23 protein-coding genes are annotated in these 21,198 nt (G+C 67.1%); 14 read left to right on the forward strand and 9 right to left on the reverse strand.

The window, feature by feature from the left end; all coding sequences use genetic code 11:
- The first annotated feature begins 74 nt into the window (after positions 1-74).
- From OZ671_RS01225 to allE, 7 genes are all read left to right on the forward strand, one after another.
- The gene (locus OZ671_RS01225; RefSeq protein WP_268859013.1) at positions 75-1,259 is read left to right on the forward strand and encodes a lipid-transfer protein; all 1,185 of its coding nucleotides are present in this window, start codon (positions 75-77) and stop codon (positions 1,257-1,259) included.
- A gap of 8 nt (positions 1,260-1,267) precedes the next feature.
- Complete coding sequence (locus OZ671_RS01230) at positions 1,268-1,711, forward strand: MaoC family dehydratase N-terminal domain-containing protein (RefSeq protein ID WP_268859014.1); 444 nt, start codon at positions 1,268-1,270, stop codon at positions 1,709-1,711.
- A gap of 11 nt (positions 1,712-1,722) precedes the next feature.
- Positions 1,723-2,145 carry a MaoC family dehydratase gene (locus tag OZ671_RS01235; RefSeq protein WP_268859015.1) on the forward strand — a complete coding sequence of 141 codons (423 nt, stop codon included), beginning with the start codon at positions 1,723-1,725 and terminating at the stop codon, positions 2,143-2,145.
- Positions 2,146-2,184: 39 nt separating this feature from the next.
- The gene (locus tag OZ671_RS01240; protein ID WP_268859016.1) at positions 2,185-3,012 is read left to right on the forward strand and encodes an SDR family NAD(P)-dependent oxidoreductase; all 828 of its coding nucleotides are present in this window, start codon (positions 2,185-2,187) and stop codon (positions 3,010-3,012) included.
- Between the two features lie 11 nt (positions 3,013-3,023).
- Positions 3,024-3,809 (forward strand): enoyl-CoA hydratase/isomerase family protein, encoded by a 786-nt coding sequence (locus OZ671_RS01245; protein ID WP_268859017.1) that lies wholly within the window; start codon positions 3,024-3,026, stop codon positions 3,807-3,809.
- Positions 3,806-4,957, forward strand: a complete 1,152-nt coding sequence (locus OZ671_RS01250; RefSeq protein WP_268859018.1) for an acyl-CoA dehydrogenase family protein — start codon at positions 3,806-3,808, stop codon at positions 4,955-4,957. Before OZ671_RS01245 ends, OZ671_RS01250 begins: the two co-directional genes overlap by 4 nt.
- 97 nt (positions 4,958-5,054) lie before the next feature.
- Positions 5,055-5,852: a (S)-ureidoglycine aminohydrolase gene (allE, locus tag OZ671_RS01255; protein WP_268859019.1), complete on the forward strand. Its 798-nt coding sequence runs from the start codon at positions 5,055-5,057 to the stop codon at positions 5,850-5,852.
- 89 nt (positions 5,853-5,941) lie between these two features.
- On the opposite strand, the gene OZ671_RS01260 is transcribed toward allE, so the two are convergent.
- On the reverse strand, positions 5,942-6,706 hold the full coding sequence (locus tag OZ671_RS01260) for an SDR family oxidoreductase (protein WP_268859020.1): 765 nt from the start codon (positions 6,704-6,706) through the stop codon (positions 5,942-5,944).
- Positions 6,707-7,403: 697 nt separating this feature from the next.
- On the opposite strand from OZ671_RS01260, the gene OZ671_RS01265 reads away from it, so the two are divergent.
- On the forward strand, positions 7,404-8,759 hold the full coding sequence (locus tag OZ671_RS01265) for a carbohydrate porin (RefSeq protein WP_268859021.1): 1,356 nt from the start codon (positions 7,404-7,406) through the stop codon (positions 8,757-8,759).
- Here the strand turns inward: OZ671_RS01265 and OZ671_RS01270 are convergent.
- Positions 8,753-9,421 (reverse strand): RraA family protein, encoded by a 669-nt coding sequence (locus OZ671_RS01270; RefSeq protein WP_268859022.1) that lies wholly within the window; start codon positions 9,419-9,421, stop codon positions 8,753-8,755. The genes OZ671_RS01265 and OZ671_RS01270 overlap by 7 nt on opposite strands.
- 85 nt (positions 9,422-9,506) lie before the next feature.
- A complete protein-coding gene (locus OZ671_RS01275; RefSeq protein ID WP_268859023.1) occupies positions 9,507-10,187 on the reverse strand; it encodes a dienelactone hydrolase family protein in 681 nt (226 codons plus the stop codon).
- Between the two features lie 226 nt (positions 10,188-10,413).
- Here OZ671_RS01275 and OZ671_RS01280 point away from each other — a divergent pair, with 226 nt between their 5' ends.
- On the forward strand, positions 10,414-10,755 hold the full coding sequence (locus tag OZ671_RS01280) for a hypothetical protein (protein WP_268859024.1): 342 nt from the start codon (positions 10,414-10,416) through the stop codon (positions 10,753-10,755).
- Positions 10,756-10,843: 88 nt separating this feature from the next.
- The gene (locus OZ671_RS01285; RefSeq protein ID WP_268859025.1) at positions 10,844-11,458 is read left to right on the forward strand and encodes an SCO family protein; all 615 of its coding nucleotides are present in this window, start codon (positions 10,844-10,846) and stop codon (positions 11,456-11,458) included.
- A gap of 20 nt (positions 11,459-11,478) precedes the next feature.
- Here the strand turns inward: OZ671_RS01285 and gcvA are convergent, their stop codons facing one another.
- A complete protein-coding gene (gcvA, locus tag OZ671_RS01290) occupies positions 11,479-12,417 on the reverse strand; it encodes a transcriptional regulator GcvA (protein WP_268859026.1) in 939 nt (312 codons plus the stop codon).
- A 140-nt stretch (positions 12,418-12,557) separates the two neighbouring features.
- Between gcvA and OZ671_RS01295 the strand changes: the two genes are divergently transcribed.
- Together OZ671_RS01295 and OZ671_RS01300 are read left to right on the forward strand one after the other, a co-directional pair.
- Positions 12,558-12,848, forward strand: a complete 291-nt coding sequence (locus tag OZ671_RS01295; protein WP_268859027.1) for a DUF2917 domain-containing protein — start codon at positions 12,558-12,560, stop codon at positions 12,846-12,848.
- 5 nt (positions 12,849-12,853) lie between these two features.
- Positions 12,854-13,456, forward strand: a complete 603-nt coding sequence (locus OZ671_RS01300) for a GNAT family N-acetyltransferase (protein ID WP_268859028.1) — start codon at positions 12,854-12,856, stop codon at positions 13,454-13,456.
- Positions 13,457-13,476: 20 nt separating this feature from the next.
- Here OZ671_RS01300 and OZ671_RS01305 read toward each other — a convergent pair whose 3' ends face one another.
- Positions 13,477-13,992, reverse strand: a complete 516-nt coding sequence (locus tag OZ671_RS01305) for a 6-pyruvoyl trahydropterin synthase family protein (RefSeq protein WP_268859029.1) — start codon at positions 13,990-13,992, stop codon at positions 13,477-13,479.
- 17 nt (positions 13,993-14,009) lie between these two features.
- Positions 14,010-14,675: a GTP cyclohydrolase I gene (gene folE / locus OZ671_RS01310; RefSeq protein ID WP_268859030.1), complete on the reverse strand. Its 666-nt coding sequence runs from the start codon at positions 14,673-14,675 to the stop codon at positions 14,010-14,012.
- A gap of 304 nt (positions 14,676-14,979) precedes the next feature.
- Between folE and OZ671_RS01315 the strand changes: the two genes are divergently transcribed.
- Together OZ671_RS01315 and OZ671_RS01320 are read left to right on the forward strand one after the other, a co-directional pair.
- Positions 14,980-15,390 carry an oxidoreductase gene (locus OZ671_RS01315; protein ID WP_268859031.1) on the forward strand — a complete coding sequence of 137 codons (411 nt, stop codon included), beginning with the start codon at positions 14,980-14,982 and terminating at the stop codon, positions 15,388-15,390.
- A 58-nt stretch (positions 15,391-15,448) separates the two neighbouring features.
- On the forward strand, positions 15,449-17,851 hold the full coding sequence (locus OZ671_RS01320) for a putative bifunctional diguanylate cyclase/phosphodiesterase (RefSeq protein WP_268859032.1): 2,403 nt from the start codon (positions 15,449-15,451) through the stop codon (positions 17,849-17,851).
- A gap of 16 nt (positions 17,852-17,867) precedes the next feature.
- On the opposite strand, the gene OZ671_RS01325 is transcribed toward OZ671_RS01320, so the two are convergent.
- The 3 genes from OZ671_RS01325 to OZ671_RS01335 form a co-directional block, all read right to left on the reverse strand.
- The gene (locus OZ671_RS01325) at positions 17,868-19,250 is read right to left on the reverse strand and encodes an LLM class flavin-dependent oxidoreductase (RefSeq protein WP_268859033.1); all 1,383 of its coding nucleotides are present in this window, start codon (positions 19,248-19,250) and stop codon (positions 17,868-17,870) included.
- Between the two features lie 43 nt (positions 19,251-19,293).
- Positions 19,294-20,088, reverse strand: a complete 795-nt coding sequence (locus OZ671_RS01330) for a MetQ/NlpA family ABC transporter substrate-binding protein (RefSeq protein ID WP_268859034.1) — start codon at positions 20,086-20,088, stop codon at positions 19,294-19,296.
- Between the two features lie 206 nt (positions 20,089-20,294).
- Complete coding sequence (locus tag OZ671_RS01335) at positions 20,295-21,191, reverse strand: aldose 1-epimerase family protein (protein ID WP_268859035.1); 897 nt, start codon at positions 21,189-21,191, stop codon at positions 20,295-20,297.
- Between the last annotated feature and the right edge of the window lie 7 nt (positions 21,192-21,198).

Raw genomic sequence — 21,198 nt, forward strand, 5'->3', positions numbered from 1 at the left:
ATTGACCGCTTTCAGCGTGTCATATATTACCCATGGGTCACTTAATGTCCAGACGGTAACTTATGGAGGAAAGCATGGCGTCCGGTGTCGTCGTCGCAGGCGTTGGCATGATCCCGTTCGCGAAGCCTGGCGCCAGCGCGCCCTACCATGAGATGGGCGCCGAGGCTGGTCGCCTGGCGCTGGCCGATGCCGGCATCGGCTACGACCAGATCGAGCAGGCCTATGCCGGCTATGTCTATGGCGACTCCACCGCCGGCCAGCTTGCGATCTATCCGATCGGCATGACCGGCATCCCCGTCATCAACGTCAACAACAACTGCTCGACGGGCTCGACCGCGCTGTTCCTCGCGCGTCAGGCGATCGCCTCCGGAGCCGCCGACTGCGTGCTTGCGCTCGGCTTCGAGCAGATGAAGCCGGGCGCGCTCGGCGCGGTCTTCACCGATCGGCCGAGCCCGTTCGAGACCTTCGACAAGGTGACCGACGAACTGGTCGGCGCGCCGGAGATCCCGCTGGCGCTGCGCTATTTCGGCGGCGCCGGCATGAGCCACATGAAGAAGTACGGCACGACGATGGAGGCCTTCGCCAAGGTGCGCGCCAAGGCGAGCCGGCATGCTGTCAACAACCCGCTGGCGATCTTTCGCAACGAGGTCACCGCAGAGCAGGTGATGAACGACCAGGTGATCTGGCCCGGCGTCATGACCCGCCTGATGGCTTGCCCGCCGACCTGTGGTGCCGCGGCGGCCGTGCTCGTGTCGGAAGCCTTCGCCAAGCGACACGGCATCCGCGCCGACGTGCGCATTGCCGCCCAGGCCATGACCACCGACACACCCTCGACCTTCGACAGCGCCGACATGATGCGGGTGGTGGGCTACGACATGTCCAAGGCGGCCGCCGCCAAGGTCTATGAGGCGGCCGGCATCGGCCCCGACGACCTCGATGTCGTCGAGCTGCACGACTGCTTCGCGCACAACGAGCTGATCACCTACGAGGCGCTGGGTCTCTGCCCCGAAGGCGGCGCCGAGCGCTTCATCGATGCAGGCGACAACACCTATGGCGGCAAGGTGGTGACCAATCCGTCCGGCGGCCTTCTGTCGAAAGGCCACCCGCTCGGCGCCACCGGGCTTGCCCAGTGCTACGAGCTGACGCGCCAGCTGCGCGGCACGGCCGGCGCGACGCAGGTGGACGGGGCGCGGCACGCCCTGCAGCACAATCTCGGGCTCGGCGGCGCCTGCGTCGTCACGCTCTACGAGCAGGCGTGAGGCGCGACATGGTCGATCAATCCGCCGTTGGACGCCGGTTCTCGCCGGTCACGGCCCGGGTCGAACCGGGACGCCTGCGCTACTTCTTCAACACGACGGGCGAGACCAACCCGGTCTACCGCGACGAGGCCGCCGCCAAGGCCGCCGGCTTTGCCGGCGTGCCGGTGCCGCCGACCTACCTGTTCTGTCTGGAAATGATGGACAACGACCGGCCCTTCGAATTCCTCGAAGCGCTGAACATCGATCTCGCCAGGGTGCTCCATGGCGAGCAGGGCTTCACCTATCACGCGCCGATCCTGGTCGGCGACACGCTGACCTTCGTCTCCGAGGTAACGGACGTGGCAGTGAAGAAAGGCGGAGCGCTCACCTTCGTCGGCGTCAAGACCAAGGTGACCAACCAGGACGGGCGCCACGTCGCGGATACCACGCGCACCATCGTTGTCCGGAACTGAAGGGGGCAGGCATGACCGAACGACCCAAGGATCTCGCCTCCGCCGCGGTCGGCGACCGGCTGGTATTCAAGACCTTTCCGCCGATCACCCGCCATCGCCTGGCGCTCTATTGCGGTGCCTCCGGTGACCACAACCCGATCCATGTCGACATCGACTTTGCCAGACAAGCCGGTTTTCCCGACGTCTTCAGCCACGGCATGCTGGTCATGGCCTATCTCGGCCAGGCCCTGACCGACGCGGTGCCGCCGCAGGCGATCAGGTCGTTTTCGACCCGCTTCGCCGCGATCACCCAGCTTGGCGCCCGGCTGACCTGTGAAGGCACGGTGACCGAGCTGTTCGAGGCGGCCGGCGAGAAGCGCGCGCGGCTTGCCCTGACCACCAAGGATGCCGACGGCGAGGTGAAGCTCGCCGGCGAAGCCGTCGTCGCGCTCTGAAGGCGCGCCTCCCTCATTCAGATGCAAAGGAAACCACCCATGGCCAAACTGTCCGGAAAGGTTGCGCTCGTCTCCGGCTCGGGCCGCGGCATCGGCCGCGCCATCGCGCTCAAGCTCGCGTCCGAAGGCGCCAAGGTCGTCGTCAACGATCTCGACGCGGAGCCGGGCGATGCGGTCGCCGCCGAGATCAAGGCTGCGGGCGGCGAGGCCATTGCCGTCAATGGCAGCGTGACCGATACGGGCTTCGCCGACCGCTTTGTCGGCGCCGCGATGGAGACCTTCGGCGGTCTCGACATCATCGTCAACAATGCCGGCTATACCTGGGACTCGACCATCCAGAAGATGACCGACGAGCAGTTCCAGGCCATGCTCGACGTGCATCTGGTCGCGCCGTTCCGGATCCTGCGCGCCGCCTCCGAGCCGATCCGCGTGCTCGCCAAGCGCGATGCCGAAGCGGGCCGCGAAGTCTTCCGCAAGGTGGTCAACATTTCCTCGATCGCCGGTCTCTACGGCAATGCCGGCCAGGCCAGCTATTCCTCCGCCAAGGCTTCGCTGATCGGGCTCACCCGCACGCTCTGCAAGGAGTGGGGACGCTACAAGGTCAATGTGAACTGCGTCGCCTTCGGCCTGATCAAGACGCGCCTGACCCAGGCGATCGAGACCCAGCAGAAGACGATCGACGTTGCCGGTCGCGAGATCAAGGTCGGCGTCCAGCCGGCGCTGCTCGAGACCATGGACCGGATGATTCCGCTCGGCCGGGCCGGCACGCCGGAAGAGGCGGCGAATGCGGTCTATCTCTTCTGCAGCCCGGAATCGAACTACGTCAGCGGCCAGGTTCTGGTCTGCGGTGGCGGCATCCTGATGTGAGGAGGTGATCCATGGGCGCGCCGGCACGGCTCGACTATGACGGCCCGGTCGCGACGATCACGCTGGATCGTCCCGAACGGTTCAACGCCCTGGACCGCGACGCGGCGCTTGCGCTGTTCGCCATCGGGCAGGAACTGGCGGAGCGCCGCGACGTCAGGGTGATCGTCATCCGCGGCGCTGGACGGTCGTTCTGCGCCGGTGGCGACATCGAGACCTTTGCGGCGCATATCGACGCCACGGGACCGATGGTGACCGGCATCCTGGAGCCGACCCACGCGTTCCTGACGACCCTCAGGACCCATCCCGCCGTGGTGGTGACGAGCGTGCAGGGCGCAGCGGCCGGCGGCGGCCTGTCGCTCGCCTTCATGGGCGATCTCTGCGTCGCCGCCGACACCGCCCGGTTCACCCCGGCCTATATCCGGCTCGGCGTGTCGCCTGATGCCGGCGGCACGGTCGGGCTCGCCCGTATCGTCGGCGCGCGCCGCGCCATGCAGATCTTCCTGATGGAGGATGGCTTCAGCGCGGCCCAGGCGGAAAGCTGGGGCCTGGTCAACAAGGTGGTGCCGGAGGCGGAGCTCGCCGCCGAGACCGCGGCGCTGGCCAAGCGGCTTGCCGGCTTCAGCCCGGCCGCGGTGGCCGCGACCAAGCGCCTGATCCACGGCACGGCGGGCCGCTCCATGGCCGAGCAGCTCGACGCCGAGCTCAACGAACTCATCGGCTGCATGGAGACGGAGGCCTTCCGCGAGGCGGTGCACCGTTTCCTCGCCAAAGCCGGCAAGACGGGAGGCCGCGCATGACGTATCGCTCGCCCTGGATGACCGAGGAACTCGACGCCTTCCGCGATCCGTTCCGCCGCTTCCTCACCAAGGACCTCGCCCCGCATGCCGAGCGCTGGCGCCGCGAGAAGATCACCGACCGTTCCGCCTGGCGGGCGCTCGGCGACATGGGGGCGCTGCTCGCCGGCGTTCCCGAGGCCTATGGCGGCCTTGGCGCGACCTTCGCCTACGAAGCCGCGGTGACCGAGGATCTCGAAGACATCGTGCCGGAAATTGCCGGCCCCGTCGGCGTGCACAGCACGATCGTCGCGCACTACATCCTTGCCTATGGCACGGAGGAGCAGAAGCAGCGCTGGCTGCCCAAAATGGCCAAGGGCGAGCTGATCGGCGCGGTCGCCATGACCGAGCCGGGCACCGGCTCCGATCTGCAGGCGGTGCGCACCACCGCGCGCAAGCGCGGCAATTCTTATGTGCTGAACGGTTCCAAGACCTTCATCACCAATGGCCAGCTTGCCGACATCATCGTCGTCGTCGCGCGGACGGGCGAGGAGGCGGCCGGCGCCAAGGGCATTTCGCTGCTGGTGCTGGAGGCCGAGGGCAATGACGGTTTCCGCCGGGGACGCAACCTCGACAAGATCGGCATGAACGCCTCCGACACGTCGGAACTGTTCTTCGACGATGCCATCGTGCCGCCGGAAAACCTGCTCGGCGAGACCGAGGGGCAGGGGTTCGTCCAGCTCATGCAGCAATTGCCGCGCGAGCGCCTGTCGCTCGCCGTCGGCGCGGTCGCGGCCATGGAAAAGGCGCTCAGGCTCACCGTCGACTATACCCGTGAGCGCAAGGCCTTCGGCCAACCGATCATCGCCTTCCAGAACTCGGCCTTCAAGCTTGCCGAGCGCAAGACCGAGACGATGATCGCACGCATCTTCGTCGACTGGTGCATCACCCAGCTGATCGCCGGCGAGCTCGACACGGTCACCGCCTCCATGGCCAAGTGGTGGTGCTCGCAGAAGCAGAACGAGACGATCGACGAATGCCTCCAGCTGCATGGCGGCTATGGCTATATGCAGGAATTCCCGATCGGCCGCATGTTCGTCGATGCCCGCATCCAGAAGATCTACGGCGGCACCAACGAAATCATGAAGCTCCTGATCGCGCGTTCGCTCTGAGGCGGGTTCGGCATGGCGGCGGCGCGCGTGAGACGTGGCGCGGCGGAGGGCGGCGTCCTAGGCTCGTCCCCCGCGTCACCTCATTGGGAACCCCGCCATGCGTCCGCACATGCTGAACGTCGCCCCTGGTCGTCTGCCGCCCGGTGCCATCGGGCACAACCGCGGCGTGGTGAAGCGCAACTATGCCTTCATGCCGCCGGAGGGAGTGCTGAAGAGCCGGCTGCCGGCCTATGACGCGACCGTCGCACGCTTCCTCGCGGCGCCGGTTCTCGGCGCGCAATTCGCCCAGTTCGTGCTCGAGATCGCTCCGGGCGGCGGCAGCAATCGCACCATTGCCGAGGCCGGCGTCCAGCATTTCTTCTACGTGCTCTCGGGCACGGCGGTCGTTCGCGTCGACGACGCCAGGCCGTCGGAACTGACTGCGGGTGGCTTCTTCTACGTGCCGCCCGGCACGGGCTTCTCGGTGAAGAACGCAGGGGAGGGTGAGGCGCGGCTGCTGGGCCTGCGCAAGCGCTACGAGGCGATCGACCTTCCCGCTCCGGAGCTGATCGTCTCTCATCGCGACCGGGTGCCGCGGGAGAACCCGACCGGGCTCGAAGGCCGCGGCTTCCAGTTCCTGCTGCCTTTCGGCGACATGCGCTTCGATTTCGAGATGAACCTCATGTGGTTCCAGACAGGCGCCTGCTTTCCCGACGTCGAGACGCACGTGATGGAGCACGGGCTCTACATGCTGCGCGGACAAGGGCTCTATTTCCTCGGCGAGGACTGGCACGAGATCTGGGCCGACGATTTCATCTGGATGGGCGGCTTCTGTCCGCAGCAGTTCTATCCGACCGGCTTCGAGGAGGCCGAATATCTCCTCTACAAGAACGTCAACCGCGACATTGCGCTGTAGCGTCGGGTCATCGAAGGCCTCGCGGCTTGCCGGTCGAGAGCCGCACGCCGCGAGGCGGAACGATGGGGCGTCGGCGGCGCCCGATGGCGTCAGGTGCGGTTGATCGAGACGCCGCCGTCGACGATGAGCGTCGTGCCCGTCGTGAACGAGGATGCGTCCGAGGCAAGGTAGAGTGCCGAACGCGCTTGTTCCTCGGGGGTCGATATGCGCTTCAGCGCATGCAGGCCGCGAACGAAGGCGCGGGCATCCTCGGAGGACGCGAATTCGGCCGCCGCCGCCGTGTCGGTGCCGCCGGGCAGCAGCGCATTGACGCGGATGCCGCGCGCTCCGTTCTCCACGGCGAGCACCTGCATCAGTCCGATCAGGCCGGCCTTGCTGGCGGCATAGGCGGCCATGCCCGGCATGCCCGCGGTATGGCCGACAAAGGTCGAGGTGAAGATCACCGATCCGCCGCCGCGGGCCGCCATGGCGGGAATCTGATGCTTGGCGCCGAGAAAGGCGCCGGTGAGGTTGGTGGCGATCACCTTCGACCAGTTGTCCAGCGTCATGTCGGGCGCCGGGCTCATCTCGCCGATGATGACGGCATTGTTGAAGGCGACGTCGAGGCCGCCGAAGCGGCCGACGGCTTCCGCCACCAGCGCCTTGGCATAGGCTTCGTCGGCGACATCGCCGGCGAGCGCCGCCGCCGTGCCGCCGGCTTCGGCGATCTCGCCGACGAGATCGTCGAGCTCGGCCTGGCGCCGGGCGGCGGCGACGAGGCGGCCACCCTCGCGCGCGAACAAGAGGGCGGCTGCCCGGCCGATGCCGGAGCTGGCGCCGGTGACGATGATGCTTTTGCCGAGAAGCTGGGTCATGAACCGTGATCCTGATCGGGGTGGGCTGGAGAGGCCGCGCTGGCGATGGCGTCCTTCAAGCGCAGCGGCCGCTGCTGCTCACTCCGCTTCTTGCGCCGCAATCGGGGGCGTTGGGCGCCGATGGGGAATTGCGGTGGCAGAGTTGCCGAAGTATCCGCAGGCGCCGACATTGCAGGTTGACAGACGCAGGCGGTCGAACTACTTCGATCACGCCCGTGCAGTTCGGGCCTTTTTCCCGACAATCAAGTTGAGGCGATGCGCCGCGACCAGGTCGCGCGCAGGCGCGAGCCTGTGCGATCTGGCCGCGATCGCAGGCGGCGGCTCCGGCCGCGCCGGCAAGCAGCGGAGGCTGTCATGAACGATGGTTCTTGTCGGCCCGCCAGCCCCGCGTCGTGACACGACCCCGGGCGTGGACGGGCGATCATCGGCAATATCGGCTCCACCGAGGCGGCGGCAGCTGTCCCGCGCAGCTATCCGGCGAACGGCCAAGGCCATTTGCCGTCACGGCACGTTCGAATGCCGGATCGATCCCTGCGCCCGGCTCGGTCCGGTCCACGGGGCATGTTCGGCACTCTTCCGTCAGGACGGGGATGGCAGCGATCTGACACACGCCCTTCACAATAGACCGAAACAAAGCGCAACGTTTCGCTACAGGTGACCGATGACTTGCATGATCAGGACCGTTGGGACGGCCGGGATGGCCAGGCGCGCCGGCCTTGGCGCCGCCATGTTGCTGGCGCTGACGGCTGTGCCGGCGACGGCCCAGGGCTGGGCGACGCCCGAAGGCGAGCGGATCCCCGAAAATGTCAGGCTCAATGCCCAGATGACCGAATTCATCCAGGGCTATCCCAGCTTCCGGGCGGCCTATTCCGGACGCAACAGCCTTCCGGCCGGCGGCCAGGTCAGGCAGTCGACCAGCATCACCGCCTATTTCGGCATGCGCATGCCCTGGCCGGGCGGTGAGCTCTACATCAACCCCGAATATTTCCAGGGCTTCGGCCTCGGCGACACGCTGGGCATTGCCGGCTTCACCAACGGCGATGCGCAGAAGGGCGGCAACAAGGTGGGCGTCCTGTCGCTGGCGCGCATGTTCCTGCGCCAGACCTTCGCACTGGGGGCCGAGGCGGAATGGCGTCCGGGCGACTTCAACCAGCTCGCCGGTTTCGTGCCCACCCGGCGCGTGGTCGTCACGGTGGGCAAGTTCGCGGCCGGCGACATTTTCCAGACGAGCACCTATGCCGGCGATGCGCGCCGGCAGTTCTGGAACTGGTCGCTCTGGGCATCATCGGCCTGGGATTTCGCCGCCGACGTCCGCGGCTATACCCAGGGCGTCGCGATCGAGATCATCCCGGATCCGGCCTTCGCCATTCGCTACGGCGCGCTGCTGATGCCGTCGGAGGCCAATGGCGGCGAGCTGCCGTTCCGTCCCAACAATGTCAGCCATGTCCTGGAATTGGCCTACCAGCACAACTGGTTCGGCCGCCCGGGCGCGATCAAGCCGTTCGCCTACTACTCCACCGGCCGGATGGGCCATTACCGGCAGGCGCTCGACATTGCCGCGCTCACCGGGCTGACGCCCGACGCGGCGATGGCCACGACCCATCGCTACGGCAACAGCAAATGGGGCTTCGGCATCTTGGTCGATCAGGAGATCGCCGACAATGTCGGCACTTTCTTCCGGGCGAGCTGGAACGACGGCAGGACCGAAACCTTCGCCTTCACCCAGATCGACCGGTCGATCGCCTTCGGCCTCAGTTTCAAGGGCGAACGATGGGGCCGGCCCGGCCACACCGCCGGCATCGCCGTCGCGCAGAACGACCTCTCGCGCTACCACCGCGATTTCCTCGCGGCCGGCGGCACCGGCCTCATCATCGGCGACGGCAAGCTGCGCTACGGTTCGGAACGGATGCTGGAAGCCTATTACGATCTGCCCGTCTATCGCGACAATGTCTTCGTCGCGGCGAACTATCAGCTGGTCCACAATCCCGGCTACAACCGCGACCGGGCCGGTCCGGCGCATGTCTTCGGCCTGAGGATCCACGCACGCTATTGAGCGCGCGCATCCGCCGGGGGCGCGCCGATATAGCCAATGTCGGCACGCCCTTCGGCGATCGCAGCGAGAGCGGCGCTTTCCCGGGCCTCCTGTTCGCGAACCAGGGCCAACAGGGCATCGGCATCGCGGCGATCGAAGCAGATGACGCCGTCCTCGTCCGCGATCACCACGTCGCCGGGCAGCACCACCATGCCGTCGATGGCGACCGGCACGTTGATTTCGCCGGGGCCGGTCTTGTACGGTCCCCGATGCGTCACGCCGCGGGCAAAGCACGGGAAATCGGCCTGCGCGAAGGCCGCCACGTCGCGGATCGCGCCATCGACAACGAAGCCAGCGACGGCCATGGCCCGGGCCCGGTTCATCATGATCTCGCCGACCAGAGCCTGGCCGAGATCGCCCGCGCCGTCGACCACGAGAACATCGCCGGGCCGCAAGAGCTCATAGGCCTTGTGCAGGAAGAGATTGTCACCGGGGCGCGTCTTCACGGTGACGGCCGTTCCGATGAGCTTGCCGCTGCGGTGATAGGGTTTCAGCGACCGCGTCCCATGCAGGCGATTCATGTTGTCCGAGATGATCGCGACCTGAACCGGGCGGAACGCATTGAGGACGGCCGCCGGCACCGGTTCGGCGGAAGCATTGAGGCGGTGGCCGATGAGCGCCATGGGCATCCTGTTTCTGCGGGGGAGGCCGCCTGACTATCAGCCGCCGGGCGTCGCGGGAAAACAGAGGAATATGCAGGCCTGCGTCTCAGCCGCCATGCGCCTGGAACAGCGCGAGCGTGCGCTCCAGGGCAAGGCGCGCGCTCGGTTCGTCATAGTCGGTGCGCCGGTCGGAATTGAAACCGTGGCCGGCATCGTAGAGATGGACCTCGACCTCCGGCCGCGCCTTGGCGAAGGCTTCGACCGCATCGAGCGGAATGCCGGCGTCCTTGCGCCCGAAATGGAGGATCGTCGGGCAGCGCGGCCGTTCGTCCGCCATGCGCGGGATCATGCCGCCGTAATAGCCGGAGGCGGCCGCAAGGCCTCGGCAGCGCGCCGCAGCGGCATAGGTCACCGAGCCGCCGTAGCAATAGCCGGTGATGAAGACCGGTCCGGCGCCTTCCAGCATGTCGATGCAGCTCTGGGTGTCGGTGACCGAGAGTTCGAAAGGATGCTGCTCGCGGGCCACCTTCATGCCGAGGGCGATCCCTTCGGCCGTATAGGGGGCGTCGAGGCCCGGCGCCTCGCGGTCGAAGAGCGCCGGCGCCAGCACCTCGTAGCCATGCCCGGCGAAACGATCGCACTGGTCGCGGATATGGTCGGTGAGGCCGAAGATTTCCTGGATCAGGACGAGGCCGCCGCGCCGCCGGCCGGCGGGTTCGATGTGATAGATGTCGATCTCCGCGCCGTCGGCCATGGGCCGCCTGATGATGGTTCCGCGATGCGTCATGGCCGTCTCCATCTCCGTCGTGGCTCTGGCCGCGAACAGACACCGGCGGGCAGGGAGGATCAAGCCGGGTCCGCCGTCGCCACGGCTTTGTGAAGGGGAAGGAGGGCCTGCGACCCCGCAAACGCTTGGCGCCCGGCCGTCCGGCGGCTAAGGACGGCGCGAGACGTTTCATGCTGTCCGGGGCGCCATGCTGGCTCGCCTGCGCCATCCTGATCTCCGACCCGTCGTGGCGGCGCTGTTCGCCATCGCGATGGTCTGGCTCGGGCTCGGCCATCGGCCCCTGCAGATCGGCGTCGGCACCCCCGCGGTGCCGCTCATGCTGGCGGCGGCTGTCGATGATGCCGCAATCGCGTTCTGCACGGCCCTGCCTGGCGAGGCTCCTCCGATCGAGGCCCATGCCGGCCGATGCGACGCTTGCGTGCTGGCGGTTGCGCCCGAACCGCTCGCGGTGGCTGACCATGCCGTTCCGGCCGTCGAGGGAACCGGTCCGGCCCCCGCAGCGCGGCTTGTCGTCGACGCGCAGCAGCGACCGCCAAGGCCACCGTCGCGCGCGCCACCTGCGGCCTGAGGCGTGGAGGCAGCTCTCGCTGCCCGATTCATCGCATGCCTGCGCTGCCTTGGCGCGGCCCGCCCATTCCTTTCTATGAGTTTTCTCGATGACTTCCCTTCGTCTGATCCGTTACGGCCTCTGGGCCCTGGTTGCGATCATCGCGGCTGTCGGCGTCTGGGCCTATTGGCAAGGGCCGCTGCCCGGACCGCGTTCGGCCACCACCGTGCTCGATCGCGATGCGATCGGCGGCCCGTTCGAACTGACTGATGAGGACGGCCGCAGGCTGTCCTCGTCGAGCCTTGCCGGCAAACCCTACGCCATCTTTTTCGGTTTCACCCATTGTCCGGACGTCTGCCCGACGACGATGATGGAAATGGCCAATGTAATGCGCGAACTCGGTGATGCGGCGCGCGACTTCCGCGTCTATTTCGTCTCGGTCGATCCGAGCCGCGATACGCCGGATTTGCTCAAGGTCTATACCGATTCCTTCGACCCCCGGATCATCGGCCTGACCGGCACGGATGCCGAGATCGCCGCGACCGCCAAGGCGTTCCGGGCCGTCTATATGAAGGTTCCGACCGAAGGCGATGCCTACACGATGGAACATACCGCCATCGTCTATCTCATGAACGGACAGGGACGCCTTGCCGGCACGATCGCCTATGGCGAACCGCAGGATGCGGCGCTCGACAAGGTGAGACGGTTGCTGGCGGGCGGCTGAGCGGTGGTTGGGCCCGTCCGTCAGGAGCGGTCGGGCCCGGCCGCATCACGGCCCGCTTCCGCCATCACCCAGCGGCAGAAGTCATCGACCTGCGGCTTCGACGCGCCGCTGGTCGATCGGATCAGGAAATAGCCGCGCGGGCCGACCACCGACGTATCGAAGGGGGCCGCCAGCAGGCCGGAGCGGATCGGTTCGTTGATCAGCGGCGACAGGCCGAGTGCCACGCCCTGGCCGCTGACGGCGGCCTGAATGAGCTGCTCGTACCGGCTGAAATGCAACGTCCCGGCCGGCTTCAGATCCTCCATGCCGAAACTGGTCAGCCAGGTACCCCAGTCGTACCATGTGCGCTTCATGCCGGGATAGTCGAGGTGCAGCAGCGTGTGGTGCTTCAGATCCTCCGGCCGGCGCAGTGGCGTCGCCGGATCGTTCAGCACCTGCGGCGAGCAGACCGGCAGGATGTCCTCGCCGAACAGCGGCACGGCGTCGGCCGGTGCCATTCCCCGCTGGCAGTAGCGGATCGCGATGTCGACCAGGCTGCGGTCGAGATTGAGCGCGCGGTCATTGGCGACGATCCGGACGTCGATCTGCGGATTGGCCTTGGTGAAACGGCCGAGCCGCGGGATCAGCCAGAGCGAGGCAAGGCCGGTCGTGGTCGTGATCGAAAGCTGGTCCGGCACGCGGCTGTTGCGCATGCGATCGACCGCGCTCTGCAGCCGGTCGAGTGCCTCCAGCGCGATCCGGTAGAAGGTCTGGCCATCCTCGGTGAGCCTGAGGGCACGATGGCGGCGCTCGAACAGCACGGTGTCGAGATGGTCCTCGAGCGCCTTGATCTGCCGGCTTACCGCCGATTGCGTGATGAACAGCTCGGTGGCCGCCTTGGTGAAGCTGAGGTGCCGGGCGGCGGCCTCGAAACCGCGCACGAAGTCGAGCGGGGGCAGGTCGTAGCGTCGGTTTGACATTCCCTCAGCTCATGCAGGGCGTGAGAATTGATCGTTTGAAGCTGAACGATCATGCGCGCATCGTGGCGTCATGTCGAGCCGGCCTGCTTGTTGATGTGCTGTTACACGATGAATCCGGCTCATGCCTTGAGGAGGCGGACATGGTCTGTCTTTCGAACAATGCCCTGATCCATCTGCAGCGCGGCGGTCTCGTCCGCCTCGGCGAGCGCGGCGATGCCGGAACGATCGTCAGCTGCCTCGACGGCGCGCTCTGGATCACCCACGACAATGACCGGCGCGACATCGTTCTCATGGCCGGCGAAAGCTATGCGGTGGAGAGCCCGGGCCTGACCGTGGTGTGTGCCATTGCCGGTCCCGCGGTCCTGACGGTCGGCAACCCGGTCGCGGCGCCCGCCACCATGTCCGACAGTCTCCGGCGCAAGGCGGCCTGACCACCATGTCCATCCTTCTTCCCAACGCTCCCGCGGGAGCGATCGATGTGTTGCGCCTGCCATCGCCCAGCATCACGGTCCGGGCCATGAGGCCGGCCGATGCCGACCGGCTGCAGGACCATGTCCGCGGCCTCAGCCGCGCGTCGCGCCAGAACCGTTTTCTCGGCGGCGTCAACGAGCTGCCGGCCAGCGAGCTCGAGCGCATGACCGGCAGGGGCGACGGCCATGTTTTCGGGCTCTTCGCCGAGGCCGTCGTGCGCGGCGAGACGCAAGTGGTCGGCGAGGCGGTCTATGCCGTCCAGGCCGACCGGGGGCTCGCCGAGTTCGCCCTGTCGGTGGCCGATGCCTGGCAGGGGCGCGGCGTCGGTCAGGCCCTGATCGCCAGCCTGGAATGCCGGGCGTTGCGTGCCGGCAGCCTGATGCTGACCGGCGAGACGCTCCGGACCAACGAAGCCATGCTGGCGCTGGCCGCCAAATCGGGCTTCGTGGTGCGTCGCCATCCCGAGGAGGCGCGTCTGGTTCGGCTCGAAAAGGTGATCGGCGCGTTCCAGGGGCTGACGCCCGCAGCCCGTCTCAATGGGATGCATTGGGGCCGCGCTGCCGCCTGAGGGCCGGGCGTCGCCGTGCCTCAGCTGCGTATCGGCTCGTAGATCGCCGAATTGCCGGCATGTTCCCGCACCTCGACCGATTCCAGCCAGACGCGTCCCTGCGTCTCGGCGTGGATGCGCGGCGCGACGTGGTCGAAGATGAACCTGGCGGTGGCCTCGCAGCCGACCGCCGGCATCACTCTCAGGTCGACCAGCCCTTTGTCGGCGAGGGCCTGAAAGGTTCCAAGCTCCGGATCATCGGCCGCCACGATCATCGTGTGGTCGAACATGTCGTGAAGCCAGGCCTTGACCGGCTTCATGCCACCGAAGTCGTAGCACCAGTTGCGCTCGTCGAGTTCGTGGCAGGCAAAGACGAAGGCGACCGCCAGCGCGTAGCCGTGGATCAGCCGGCAGTGCGAATGGCCGGCGCGCCACTGGCGGAAACAGCACGACAGGCCCTCGTTGTGATCGTAGCTCTTGGTCGAGCGGTAGACGGCCCGCGGCCCGGGCCCGCCGGCCTGGACCTCGGGGACGATCGAAACGGTCGGATCGGCCATGGCGTGCTCCGGATGCGTCAGCGCGGCTCGAGCGCCGCACATTCCTGCAGGAACTCCGCCTTCAGCGTCGGCGAGCGCGCCATCTCCCCGTAGAAGGTCGAGTTGACCATCCGGCTCGCATGGCTCGCGCGCACGCCGCGATGGGTCTTGCACATGTGCACGGCGCTGATCCGCACGGCCAGGCCGCGCGGGTTGGTGGTGTCGACGATGAATTGTTCGATCTGTTTGACCAGTTCTTCCTGGATCTGCAGCCGGGTGCTGAAATAGTTGACGATCCGGTCGTATTTGGAGAGGCCGATGATCTTGCCGTCGACCGAAGGCAGAACGCCGATATAGGCATTGCCGTAGATCGGCATCATGTGGTGCGCGCAGGTCGAGCGCAGCTCGATCGGTCCGGTGACGATGAGCTGGTCATAGCGCGCCGCGTTCTCGAAGTCGGTAATCTTAGGCGGCGCAACATATCGTCCGTGCAGGATCTCTTCGACGAACATCTTGGCGACGCGCGCCGGGGTGTCGCGCGTATTGTGGTCGTTGCGGTGGTCGATCTTCAGGATATCGAACAGCTCGCCGATCTTTTCAGCCGCCGAAGCCATCATCGCAGCGCGCTGGGCCCGGTCCAGGAAGCCCTCCACCGCCTCGTTGCCGAAGCGGGCGCTATTCGCCAAAGCATTGCTTTTCGTCATGCGTTCTCTCGGTGGCCAATTTGCACGATGAAAAGTATAACCAATTGGTTACCGGAATATTGTGTGCTGCTCATGCGCGGGCTTATCATGGGCCGCTCCAAGTTCGCCTGGCTGGGTCGGCGAATCGGTGGGCAGGCGAATGGATCGGGCGGCGCTCAGGGGCAGTCTGCGCCGGCGGCTGGAGAGTGACATGGGCATCGACAAGATCAGGCGTGCATTGAGCTTGGCCGCCATTGCCGGGGCTGGCCTGGCGGTCGCGGAGCGCGCATTCGGCCAGACATTGGCGGCGCCGGCGGGACGAGTCATGTTGACTGTTTCCGGTAAGATCTCCGTGACCAATGTCGGCAATACCGCCCAATATGACCGGGACATGCTGGAGGCGATGGGCATGGTCTCGTTCGAGACCTCGACGCCCTGGCATTCCGGGCCGCAGAAATTCGAAGGCGTGCAGATCGGCAAGCTCCTGCGCAGCATCGGTGCGACCGGTGACCGGATCCAGGCCATCGCGCTCAACGACTACACGACCGAGATCCCGACCGAGGACTTCAACCGGTTCAACGTGATCATCGCGCTGAAACGCAACAACGAATATATGCCGGTGCGCGACAAGGGCCCGCTGTTCATCGTCTACCCCTACGATTCGGACCCTGAGCTGCGCAGTCAGAAATATTACAGCCGGTCCGCCTGGCAATTGTCGCAGATCATCGTGCGCTGAACGGGGCGGTCGCGTCGTGGATACTCAAAGCACGGCGCCTCCGGTTCGGACGCTGTTCATGCCCCGGCTCGGGCGGGTCGGATTGCTGTTCGCGCTGATCATGATCGCGCTGGTTTCTGCCTCGGTCTATGTCTCGGTGCTGATCGTCGAGCGCCAGCAGATCATCCGGCAGACGGCCCGCTACAATGTGACCTGGCTGGCGAGCCAGGCGGCATTCGAGATCGTCCGCTTCGAGGAGGTCATCGCGGCCGTCGTTCTGCCCGGTTCCGGCGTCACGCCCGATGACGTCGATCTGCGCTACCAGATCCTTCTGAACCGGCTCGGCCTGATGACCTCCGGCGAGTTCGAGGAGTTCGTCGCGCAGGATCCGGAGCGGCGCCAGGTCGTTGCCGAGCTCGGCCAGGTCCTCGCCGACATCGCGCCGCTGGTCGAGAAGGTCCGTGAGGGCGACAATGCCACGCGCATCAGGGCGCTGCTCGGCCCGCTCGACAAGAAGCTCGCCGGCCTTGCCGCCTCGGCCAACCGCGTTTCCGGGGAAACCGTCGATACCGATCAGCACAATCTCCTGCGCCTGCACTGGATCTTTTCCGGGCTGATCGTCGCGCTCGTGGCGGTCGGTCTCATCCTGATGCTGCTGCTCTACCGCCGGCACGTCCAGCTCGACCGCGCGCACAAGGCGCTCAATGCCTTGGCCGGCGTGCTGGAGGAGGCCAAGCTCGATCTCGAGCAGGCCAATGTCGAAATCCTCAACACCAATGCCGACCTGAAGCAGCGCAACGAAATGCTGCAGATCCGCGACGTCGAGCTGCGGACGCAGAACCAGCGTTTCGACGCCGCGCTCAACAACATGTCGCAGGGATTGCTGCTCGTCGACGGCATGCATCGCCTGATCGTTTGCAATCAGCGCTATCGCGAGATCTTCAACCTGCCGGAGCAATGGGTTCAGCCCGGCGCCACCATGCGGGCGCTCGGCACGCCCCGCTTCGCCGGGCTGATCGACCGGCAGAACGGCATTGCCGCCGACCGGGCCTCGGCGAGCTTCGCCTTCGAGATGGATGATGGCTCCACCATCGCCGTGTCCCAGCAGCCGATGCCCGATGGCGGCTGGGTCTCGACCTATGAAGACATCACCGAACGGCGGCGCTCCGAGGAACGCATCGTTCACATGGCCCATCACGACGCGCTCACCGATCTGCCGAACCGCACGCTGTTCCGGGCCCATATGGACGACGATCTCGCCGACAAGCGCGGCGGCAGGTCGTCCTTTGCGATCTTCTATCTCGACCTCGACAACTTCAAGATCGTCAACGACACGCTCGGCCACGCGGTTGGCGACCTCCTGCTGCGCGCCGTCTCCCGCCGGCTCACGGAATGCGTCCGCGAGGGCGACGTGGTCTCGCGTTTCGGTGGCGACGAGTTCGCGATCATGCTGCGCGGCGGTGCGGGCCTCGGCGAAATGCGCTCGCTGGCCGAGCGCCTGGTGGAGCGGATGGCGGAGCCCTTCGCCATCGAGAGCAACGAGCTCACCATCGGCACCTGCGTCGGCATCGCGATCGCGGGCAAGGACGGGCTCGACTCCGACGAGCTGCTGCGCAATGCCGACATGGCGCTCTACCGGGCCAAGAACGAGGGGCGGGGCAGCTACCGTTTCTTCGAAGCCGCCATGAAGGCCGAGCTCAATGCCCGCCGGGCGCTGGAGGAGGATCTGCGCTCGGCGCTCGGTGCCGGCGAGTTCGACATCCGCTACCAGCCGATCATCGACATGAAGACCATGACGGTGGTCAGTTTCGAGGCGCTGCTGCGCTGGAATCATCCGACCCGCGGCGAGATCATGCCGGCCGAGTTCATGCCCGTCGCGGAGGAGACCGGCCTCGTCACCGCGATCGGCGAATGGGTGCTCGCCCGGGCCTGTGCCGATGCGGCCGCCTGGCCGACCGCGACGCGCGTCGCGGTCAATCTCTCCGCCGTTCAGCTGCGCAGCAACCACTTTGCGCGCGGCGTCTTCGCGGCGCTCGCCGCCTCCTCGCTGGCGCCGAACAGGCTGGAACTGGAAATCACCGAAAGCGTCCTGCTGCAGGACAGCGAGGCCACGCTCGCGATCCTGCACCAGCTGCGCTCCTTCGGCATCCGCATCTGCATGGACGATTTCGGCACGGGCTATTCGTCGCTGAGCTATTTGCGCAGCTTTCCGTTCGACAAGATCAAGATCGACCGGACCTTCGTCGCCGAGGTCAACGATCGCGAGGATTGCCGCGCCATCGTGTCGTCGATCACCGATCTCGGCCGCAGCCTGAACATGGTGACCACGGCCGAGGGGGTCGAGACCCGCGCCCAGTTCGAGGCCATCACAACGATCGGCTGCGCGGAGGTGCAGGGCTTCTTCTTCGGCCAGCCGGTGCCGGTCGGGGAGGTTCTCGATACCTCGGCGCGCATCGGCCGCCTGCTGAGCGAGGCGGCCTGAGAAGCGTTCGGCCGGTTCAGCCGGCGGCTGCGCGGACGCTGGCGCCCGCGCCGATGGCCGGATGGCGGTCCGGCAGCCGCGGCCCGGCGCCGAACAGCTTGTCGCGCAGCGTGCCCGGCCGATAGCCGGTTTTGAAGCGGCCGCGCCGCTGCAGCTCGGGGACCAGCAGGGTCGCAGCGTCCTCGAAGGTTTCCGGGATCACGACCGCGCCGAGATTGAAGCCATCGACGCCGGTCGCTTGCGCCCATTCCTCCAGCGCGTCGGCGACCGTGGCTGGCGAGCCGACCGTCACCGGCCCGCGCGCGCCGATGCTGGTCCATTCGGCGAGCTCGGCGATCGTCCATTGGCGCGCCGGATCGGCCGAGGAGAAAGCCTCCACCGCCGATTGGCCGGCATTGGTCTTGACATGGCGGAGCGGCTGGTCCGGCCGGTAGCGTCCGAGATCGAGGCCGGTCCAGCCGGACAGAAGCGCGAGGGCCCCCTCGCTGCGCACATGCCGCCGGTAGTCCGCATGCTTGCGCGCGGCCTCGGCATCGCTGTCGCCGAGAATGACCGTGTGCATACTGTAGATCTGCACGTCGTCGGCCCGCCGCCCGGCCGCGACGGCGTCGGCGCGGATGGCGTCGACATAGCCCTTGACGATCGCCGCAGTCGGCGCGCTGACGAAGACGGCCTCGGCGTGGCGGCCGGCGAAACGCCGTCCGCGGCTCGATGCGCCGGCCTGGAAGATCACCGGCGTGCGCTGCGGCGACGGCTCGCTGAGATGAATACCGTCGACGGTGAAATGCGGTCCCTGATGGCGGACCGGCCGCACGCGCCCGGGATCGGCGAAGATCGCCGCGGCGGGATCCGCGACCACCGCGTCGTCATCCCAGCTGCCCTCCCAGAGCTTGTAGCAGACGTCGAGATAGTCCTCGGCATAGTCGTAGCGGTCGTCGTGGCCGGCGAGCCGCGGCAGGCCGACGGCCCGCGCGCCGCTGTCGAGGTAGGAGGTGACGACGTTCCACGCCAGGCGTCCTTCGGTCAGATGATCGAGGGTCGAGATGCGCCGGGCGAAAGGATAGGGATGCTCGTAGCTGACCGATCCGGTGACGCCGAAGCCGAGATGCCGGGTGACCAGCGCCATGGCCGGGATCAGTTGCAGCGGATCGTGGATCGGCAGTTGCACCGCATTGCGCAGCGCCGCGTCCGGGCCGCCGCCGAGAACGTCATAGACCCCCATCACGTCGGCAAGGAAAATGGCGTCGAACAGGCCGCGCTCGAGCGTGCGGGCCAGGGCGGCCCAATGGGCGAGCCGGCCATGGTCGCGCGACCGGTCGCGCGGGTGGGTCCAGAGGCCGGGCGCGAGATGGCCGACCGTGTTCATGGTGAAGGCATTGAGGCGAAGTTCGGCGGGCATGCTGGATCCAGGTCGGCGCCGTGGACGGGCCGGGAGAGGCCGGTCAGAACGCGGGGATGAAGGCCGGCAGGCGCGCGGCGATGAAGCGGCGGGTGTCGTCGGACTTGAAGGCCGTGAGGAAGCGCCGCAGGCGGGCGTCACCCCTGTTCTCGGGACGGGTGACGAAGCGGATGATGAAATGCTCGTCGGCGGTCGTGTCGAGCAGCAGGGCGGATTTCGGGTCGCCGCCGGCAGGGATCAGATAGGTCAGGTTGACCATGGCCAGCGTCACGTCGTCGAGCGAGCGGTAGAGCTGGGCGGCGTCGAGCTCGACGATGCGCAGGCGTTTCGGATTGTCGAGGATGTCGCGGACCGTGATCCTGAGATCGCTCACCGGCTTCAGGTGGATCAATCCGGCCCGTTGCAGCAGCAGCAGTCCGCGGGCATTGTTGATGGGGTCGTTGGCCACTGCGACGGTTGCCCCATCGGGCACCTCGGCCAGCGATTTGACCCGTTTGGAGAACAGGCCGACGGGAATGATGACGCCGGCCGGATCGGCCGCCACCAGCCGGTAGCCGCGCTGCGCCACCTGCACCGCCAGATTGGCGGAGTGCTGGAAGAAGTTGACGTCGAGATCGCCGGCATTGACCGCCTCGTTCGGCGTCACCCAGTCGCTGGTCTCGACCAGCCTGACCGCCAGCCCGTCCTGCCGGCGGGCGATCTCGGCGACGAAGGTCAGCAGCTGAGCGAGCGGTCCCGCGCTGACGGCAAAACGCAGGGGCTGTTCGCTCCGCGCGGCGGCGGGTCTGGCGGCGAGCGCGGCAGCACCCACGAGGAGTGCGCGGCGGGCGATGGGCATGGTGACGGTCCTTCAGGCAGCAGGGGCGCGAGCCTATTGGCGCTCCCGCGCGGACTGTCAAACCTGAATCAGAACCGTGGAATGTTCGGGTAAGATTATGAAATAGCGATGTAATTTGGAAATGTGCCGGCGTCGTGGAGATGACGGTTCCTGTCGCGGCTCCACCTTTGGAAGGAGACTGTCGCGCCCGCCTCCGATAGAGAGGATCATGCTGCGTCATCCGCGGCGCCGGTAGCGCCGCTGCGATAGATGAAATCGACCCCATGCGTCGCCTCGGCGCCGGCCGCGAGCTGGCGCATGCCGGGCTTGTCGGCAAGCTCGCCCTCATAGCCGACAGGGTCGCCGTAGCCGGTCCACACTTCCATCGACAGGAAGGGCGCTCCGGGCTTCGACCACAGCGCCAGATGGGGAAAGTCGTGCGCTTCGAGCGTGATGCTGGGGCCATTTTCACCCGCGACGAACCGGAAGGAGCGGCTCCGGGCATGGAGGAAGCACAAGGCGTCTGAGGCAAACAGCGCGTCGTCGAGATCAAGGCGCCGCCCCGCGAGCGGCACTGGCCGCCGCGCCTCGGAGAACAGGCCGCCGGGGGCGATGACCGGCACCTCGGCCGTCTCGGCCTCGGCGAAGACGATGGCATGGTCCTCGCGCGGCCGCGCCGCGAGCGGCCAGCGGAAAGCCGGATGCAGGCCGAGCGCATAGGGCAGGGGCCGCGTTCCCGGATTGCCGACCACGAGGCCGATGGCGATCCGGTCGGGTTCCAGCCGATAGGTGACGGCGAGGCGAAAGGTGTAAGGGTAGACGGCGCGGGTTGCCGCGCTGTCGCACAGGATGAAGGTCGCGCTTGCCGCCGTCCTGGCTTCCAGCGTGAAGGCGCTGGCCGCCGCAAAACCGTGCACGCCCATTGGCCGGGCGACGCCGTCGGCGCGAACGAGGCCCTGATTGGCCCAGCCGACGATCGGGAACAGGAGGGGCGAGGATTTCTCCCACCAGGCCGGGTCGCGTGACCAGAGCAGGTCGTGGCCGCCGACCTGCCAGGAGTGCAGCTCCGCCCCTTCGGTTGCGATGCGCGCATGCGCCGGGCCGTTGGCAAGATCGATCAGCATGAGGTGC

Origin of the sequence: Phreatobacter sp. AB_2022a (assembly GCF_026847585.1) — a bacterium.
In the GTDB taxonomy this organism is placed as follows: Bacteria; Pseudomonadota; Alphaproteobacteria; order Rhizobiales; family Phreatobacteraceae; genus Phreatobacter.

Bases quoted from the DNA above. Each gene is read 5' to 3' on its own strand.
- OZ671_RS01225 (WP_268859013.1), top strand. From the start codon at position 75: ATGGCGTCCGGTGTCGTCGTCGCAGGCGTTGGCATGATCCCGTTCGCG.
- OZ671_RS01230 (WP_268859014.1), top strand. From the start codon at position 1,268: ATGGTCGATCAATCCGCCGTTGGACGCCGGTTCTCGCCGGTCACGGCC.
- OZ671_RS01235 (WP_268859015.1), top strand. From the start codon at position 1,723: ATGACCGAACGACCCAAGGATCTCGCCTCCGCCGCGGTCGGCGACCGG.
- OZ671_RS01240 (WP_268859016.1), top strand. From the start codon at position 2,185: ATGGCCAAACTGTCCGGAAAGGTTGCGCTCGTCTCCGGCTCGGGCCGC.
- OZ671_RS01245 (WP_268859017.1), top strand. From the start codon at position 3,024: ATGGGCGCGCCGGCACGGCTCGACTATGACGGCCCGGTCGCGACGATC.
- OZ671_RS01250 (WP_268859018.1), top strand. From the start codon at position 3,806: ATGACGTATCGCTCGCCCTGGATGACCGAGGAACTCGACGCCTTCCGC.
- allE (WP_268859019.1), top strand. From the start codon at position 5,055: ATGCGTCCGCACATGCTGAACGTCGCCCCTGGTCGTCTGCCGCCCGGT.
- OZ671_RS01260 (WP_268859020.1), bottom strand. From the start codon at position 6,706: ATGACCCAGCTTCTCGGCAAAAGCATCATCGTCACCGGCGCCAGCTCC.
- OZ671_RS01265 (WP_268859021.1), top strand. From the start codon at position 7,404: ATGGCCAGGCGCGCCGGCCTTGGCGCCGCCATGTTGCTGGCGCTGACG.
- OZ671_RS01270 (WP_268859022.1), bottom strand. From the start codon at position 9,421: ATGGCGCTCATCGGCCACCGCCTCAATGCTTCCGCCGAACCGGTGCCG.
- OZ671_RS01275 (WP_268859023.1), bottom strand. From the start codon at position 10,187: ATGACGCATCGCGGAACCATCATCAGGCGGCCCATGGCCGACGGCGCG.
- OZ671_RS01285 (WP_268859025.1), top strand. From the start codon at position 10,844: ATGACTTCCCTTCGTCTGATCCGTTACGGCCTCTGGGCCCTGGTTGCG.
- gcvA (WP_268859026.1), bottom strand. From the start codon at position 12,417: ATGTCAAACCGACGCTACGACCTGCCCCCGCTCGACTTCGTGCGCGGT.
- OZ671_RS01295 (WP_268859027.1), top strand. From the start codon at position 12,558: ATGGTCTGTCTTTCGAACAATGCCCTGATCCATCTGCAGCGCGGCGGT.
- OZ671_RS01300 (WP_268859028.1), top strand. From the start codon at position 12,854: ATGTCCATCCTTCTTCCCAACGCTCCCGCGGGAGCGATCGATGTGTTG.
- OZ671_RS01305 (WP_268859029.1), bottom strand. From the start codon at position 13,992: ATGGCCGATCCGACCGTTTCGATCGTCCCCGAGGTCCAGGCCGGCGGG.
- folE (WP_268859030.1), bottom strand. From the start codon at position 14,675: ATGACGAAAAGCAATGCTTTGGCGAATAGCGCCCGCTTCGGCAACGAG.
- OZ671_RS01315 (WP_268859031.1), top strand. From the start codon at position 14,980: ATGTTGACTGTTTCCGGTAAGATCTCCGTGACCAATGTCGGCAATACC.
- OZ671_RS01320 (WP_268859032.1), top strand. From the start codon at position 15,449: ATGCCCCGGCTCGGGCGGGTCGGATTGCTGTTCGCGCTGATCATGATC.
- OZ671_RS01325 (WP_268859033.1), bottom strand. From the start codon at position 19,250: ATGCCCGCCGAACTTCGCCTCAATGCCTTCACCATGAACACGGTCGGC.
- OZ671_RS01330 (WP_268859034.1), bottom strand. From the start codon at position 20,088: ATGCCCATCGCCCGCCGCGCACTCCTCGTGGGTGCTGCCGCGCTCGCC.
- OZ671_RS01335 (WP_268859035.1), bottom strand. From the start codon at position 21,191: ATGCTGATCGATCTTGCCAACGGCCCGGCGCATGCGCGCATCGCAACC.